At 71.3% G+C, this 4,959-nt stretch carries 4 protein-coding genes; all 4 read left to right on the top strand.

Going from position 1 to position 4,959, the window contains the following annotated elements; genetic code table 11:
• The first annotated feature begins 12 nt into the window (after window positions 1–12).
• Window positions 13–750, top strand: coding sequence for a class I SAM-dependent methyltransferase (locus tag ACZJYS_RS22595; RefSeq protein WP_109515903.1), 738 nt, complete (start codon window positions 13–15; stop codon window positions 748–750).
• Between the two features lie 7 nt (window positions 751–757).
• Window positions 758–1,999, top strand: a complete 1,242-nt coding sequence (gene coaBC, locus ACZJYS_RS22600; RefSeq protein ID WP_493180406.1) for a bifunctional phosphopantothenoylcysteine decarboxylase/phosphopantothenate--cysteine ligase CoaBC — start codon at window positions 758–760, stop codon at window positions 1,997–1,999.
• Window positions 1,996–2,445 carry a dUTP diphosphatase gene (gene dut / locus ACZJYS_RS22605; protein WP_493180407.1) on the top strand — a complete coding sequence of 150 codons (450 nt, stop codon included), beginning with the start codon at window positions 1,996–1,998 and terminating at the stop codon, window positions 2,443–2,445. Before coaBC ends, dut begins: the two co-directional genes overlap by 4 nt.
• 336 nt (window positions 2,446–2,781) lie before the next feature.
• On the top strand, window positions 2,782–4,911 hold the full coding sequence (locus ACZJYS_RS22610; RefSeq protein WP_493180408.1) for an MSCRAMM family protein: 2,130 nt from the start codon (window positions 2,782–2,784) through the stop codon (window positions 4,909–4,911).
• The last annotated feature ends 48 nt before the right edge of the window (window positions 4,912–4,959 follow it).

A 4,959-nucleotide genomic window follows, 5' to 3' on the forward strand; every position in this document is an offset into this window, starting at 1 on the left:
ATCTTGGCAGGCATGACCCAGACCACGGATTTCGGCTTCCGCGAAGTGCCCAGGGACGCCAAGGCGTCGATGGTGCGGGAGGTGTTCGACAGCGTCGCGCCCAAATACGACGTGATGAACGACCTGATGTCGCTCGGCCTGCACCGGGCCTGGAAGCAGATCTTCGTGGCCGCCATCGCCGCCGGCCCGCGCGAGACGCTGCTCGACCTCGCCGCCGGCACGGGCGATGTGGCGTTCCTGGCCAAGAAGCGCGGCGCGGGCCGGGTCATCCTGTCCGACATCAACGCCGCGATGCTGAATGTCGGCCAGAACCGCGCCCTGCAGAAGGGGCTGGCGGAGGGGCTGACCTATGTCTGCTCCGACGCCGAGCGCATCCCGCTGCCGGATGCCAGCGTCGAGAAAGTCTCCATGGCCTTCGGCCTGCGCAACTGCACCGACAAGGACGCGGTGCTGCGCGAGGCGCACCGCGTGCTGCGCGTCGGCGGGCGGATGCATGTGCTGGAATTCTCCCGCCTGGAGATCGACGCGCTGCGGCCGCTCTACGATGCCTGGTCGTTCAAGGCGCTGCCGGCCATCGGCGGCCGCATCGCCCAGGATTCGGAGAGCTACCAGTACCTCGCCGAGAGCATCCGCATGTTCCCCGACCAGCCGACGCTGGCGGGCATGATGGAGCGCGCCGGCTTCGAGCGGGTGAAGTGGCAGAACCTCTCGGGCGGCATCGTCGCCATCCATACCGGCTGGAAGCTTTAGGCCCCTCATGCCGGCGGGGAAGCATGTGCTGCTCGTCGTCTCGGGCAGCGTCTCCGCCTACAAGGCGCTGGAGCTGACGCGGCTGCTGCGCAAGGCCGGCGCCCGCGTCACGCCCGTGCTGACGGCCGGCGGCGCCCGCTTCGTCACGCCGCACGCGCTGCAGGCCATCGCCGGGGAGCCGGTGCACCAGGATCTCTGGTCGCTCCAGGGGGAGGCGGATGTCGGCCATATCCGCCTGGCGCGGATGCCGGATCTGGTGGCCGTGGTGCCCGCCTCGGCCGACCTGCTGGCGAAGATGGCGCATGGCCTGGCCGACGACCTCGCCACCACCGTGCTGCTGGCGACGGAGCGGCCGGTCCTGGTGGCGCCGGCGATGAACTGGGCGATGTGGGGCCATGCCGCGACGCGGGCCAACATGGCCCTGCTGCAAGCGCGCGGCGTGCGGGTGGTGGGGCCGGGCACCGGCGCCATGGCCGAGGCCGAAAGCGGGCCGGGCCGCCTGGCCGAGCCGGCCGAGATCTTCCAGGCCATCGCCGCGCTGCTGGCGCCGCCCGCAGCCGAGCCGCAAATACCACAGGCGGCGGGGCCGCTCGCCGGGCGGCATGTGCTGGTCACCAGCGGCCCGACGCACGAGCCGATCGACCCGGTGCGCTACATCGCCAACCGCAGCAGCGGCCGCCAGGGCCACGCCATCGCCGCCGCGCTGGCGGCGCTGGGGGCGCGCGTCACCCTCGTCTCCGGCCCGGTGGCGCTGCCGGACCCGGGGGGGGTCTCGGTGGTGCATGTGGAGAGCGCGCGCGAGATGCTGGCCGCCTGCGAGACCGCCCTCCCCGCCGACGCCGCCATCTGCGCCGCCGCCGTGGCCGACTGGCGCAGCGCCGGGGAGGCCACCCAGAAGCTGAAGAAGGTGCCGGGCGCGCCGCCGCCGCCGCTGGCGCTGGCGCTGAACCCGGACATCCTGGCCACGCTCGCCGCCCATGCGCGGCGCCCTGGCCTGGTGGTGGGCTTCGCCGCCGAGACGGAGAACGTGGTGCCCAACGCCATCGCCAAGCGCCGGCGCAAGGGCTGCGACTGGATCGTGGCCAACGACGTCTCGGGCGACGTGATGGGCGGCGCCGAGAACACCGTGCACCTGGTGACCGAGGCCGGGGTCGAGGACTGGCCGCGCCTGCCCAAGGCCGAGGTGGCGGCACGCCTCGCCGCGCGTGTCGCCACGCAGCTTGCCGAACCGGAGACCCGCCCCGCATGAGCACCGCCACCATCGCCGTCCGCCGCCTGCCCCATGCCGAGGGGCTGCCGCTGCCGGCCTACGCCACGGCGGGCGCCGCGGGCTTCGACCTGCTGGCCGCCGTGGACGCGCCGCTGACCATCGCCCCCGGCGCCCGCGCCCTGGTGCCCACCGGGCTGGTGATGGCGCTGCCCGAGGGGCACGAGCTGCAGATCCGCCCGCGCTCCGGCCTGGCGCTGAAGCACGGCATCGTGCTGCCCAACAGCCCTGGCACCATCGACGAGGACTACCGGGGCGAATTGCAGGTCATCGTGATGAACGCGGGCACGGAGCCGTTCACGGTGGAGCGCGGCATGCGCATCGCCCAGGGCGTGCTGGCGCCCGTCACCCGTGCCGCCTGGGCCGAGGTGGCGGCGCTGCCGGAGACGGCGCGCGGCGGCGGCGGCTTCGGCAGCACCGGCCACTAGCCACCGCGCCGGCAGGCGGGCAGGCACGGGATTCATGGGAAGGGAGCCGCGGGCTCCCTTTTCCACATCCGCCCCCCACTCCTTATCGGCGACTCCCCCGGGGCCGGTTTCCCGGTGCCGGCGACGCACGCCAGCAATCGAACATAGAAAAAACGAAACGGTTGCAAGCCCAACAGAACAAATTTTTGAAATAATAGTTTCCGGTATATCAACAACGGCATCAATAACAGGATCGTTATAAGCATTCATTGCCCGGCAGGGCCTGTCTTGATTGACGCGAATCTCCGGAAGGCAGCTAAATCCCCTTGCTAGTTCAATCCAGCGGGGAAGCAGCAAATGGCAGCGCCAGCCAACAACGATATTATCAACGCCATTGCCATCAACCCGGGTGCCAGCCTGGTCGGCACAACCGTCGAGGCCTCGGCGCAGGAAGGCGAATCCAACTATTTCGGCGGCACCAGCAGCGTCTGGTACAGCTTCACCCCGGCCGCGAACGGCGCGGTCGCCTTCAGCTTCGGCCCCGGATCGGCCGCCGAGAGCCTCATCATCTGGTCCGCGCCCGCGGGCACGGCGCCTTCCATCGCCAGCCTCGGCGGCGTGACGAACAATGGCGGCAGCGCCTCCTCCGTGCAGTTCTTCGCCCGGGCCGACCAGACCTACTACCTGCAGGTGGGCAGCATCCCGGGCACCGAGGGCGAGTTCACCCTCGCCTCCGTGCCACCTGACCCGGCGATCGACGTCACCCCGCCGGACGCGCCGGTGATCGGCGCCATCACCGACCTTCAAAACAACCCGGTCGCCGACACCGTCACCGTCGACACGCTGGTCTTCACCGGCACGGCCGAGCCCGGCGCCACGGTGACGCTGCGGCAGAATTTCGGCGGGCAGGACACGGATGCCGGCGCGGTGGTCGCCGCGGATGACGGCACCTGGCGGATCGAGGTTCCCGGCCTGGTCGCCGGCGACTACCTGTTCGGCGCCGTGGCGGCGGATGCGGCCGGCAACGCCTCGCTGACCGCCTCGCAGATCTTCGACTTCACCATCACCCCGACCGATCAGACCGACACCACCCCGCCGGATGCGCCCGTCATCGTCGCCATCGCCAACAGCGAGGGCGCCGTCGCGGACGGTGTCTCCGCCCTGCCCGTGCTGACGCTCTCCGGCACCGCCGAGGCGCTCAGCACCATCACCGTGTTCAACGGCAACGAGACGGTGGGCACGCCGGTCACCGCCGACGCCGAGGGCAACTGGACCTTCACCACCCCCTCCCTGCCCGAAGCCAGCTACAGCTTCACCGCCACCGCCACCGACGCGGCCGGCAACATCTCCACCACCAGCCCGACCCCCGCGGTGGTCGAGATCGACCTGCCCGCCGGCGGCACCCTGGAGGCTCCGGCGGCCCTGGCGCTGGACCCGGGCAGCGACAGCGGCACCGTCGGCAACGGCATGACCACCGACGCGACTCCGACCATCACCGGCACCGCCGCCGACGGGCTGACCGTCACCCTCTACAATGGCGAGACCGTGCTGGGCTCGGCCGTGGCCGAGGGCGGCACCTGGACGATCACGCCCGAGCAGGCGCTGGCCGCCGGCACCTACCAGCTCACCGCCATCGCCAGCGATGCGGAGGGCAACGCCTCCGACCTGTCCGACCCGCTGGCGCTGACCATCAATGCCTTCCGTGACCCCGCGGGCTTCCCGTCCGACGCCCCGGCCTTCGACGCCCAGTACTACCTGGCGATGAATCCGGACGTGGCCGCGGCCGGCGCCGACCCGCTGGCCCACTACATGGAGTTCGGCTGGCACGAGGGGCGCGACCCGAACGCCCTGTTCGACGTCGCCTACTACCTGAACCAGAACCAGGACGTCGCCGCGGCGGGGATCGACCCGCTGGCCCACTACACGGATTTCGGCTGGCGCGAGGGGCGCGAGCCCAGCTACGCCTTCAGCGGCGACCTCTACCTGCAGAACAACACCGACGTGGCCGAGGCCGGCCTCAACCCGCTGGTGCATTACCTCTACTTCGGCATGGCCGAGGAGCGGGCCGCCTTCCAGTCCACCCCGGAGGTGACCGGCCCGCAGAACCCGCTGGTCGACGCCCAGTTCTACTTCGAGAACAACCCCGACGTCGCCGCCTCGGGCATCGACCCGTCGCGCCACTTCGCCGAGTTCGGCTGGGAGGAAGGCCGCGACCCGAACGCCTTCTTCGACGTGGACTACTACCTCGCCACCTACAGCGACGTGGCCGAGGCTGGCCTCGACCCGCTCCAGCACTACCTGGAGTTCGGCGCGCGGGAGCAGCGCGACCCGAGCGCGGCCTTCTCGACCAGCGGCTACCTGGCCGCGAACGCCGACGTGGCGGCCGACGGGATCAACCCGCTGCAGCACTACCTGCAGTTCGGCATCGCCGAGGGCCGCCTGCCCGTGCCCGTGACGGTGCTCGAGCCGGTGCCCGACCTGGTGTGAGGAAAGCTCGGCCCGGCGGACACCGCCGGGCCGGATGCCAAGGCCGGC

The organism is Roseomonas sp. TS2 (assembly GCF_058833935.1).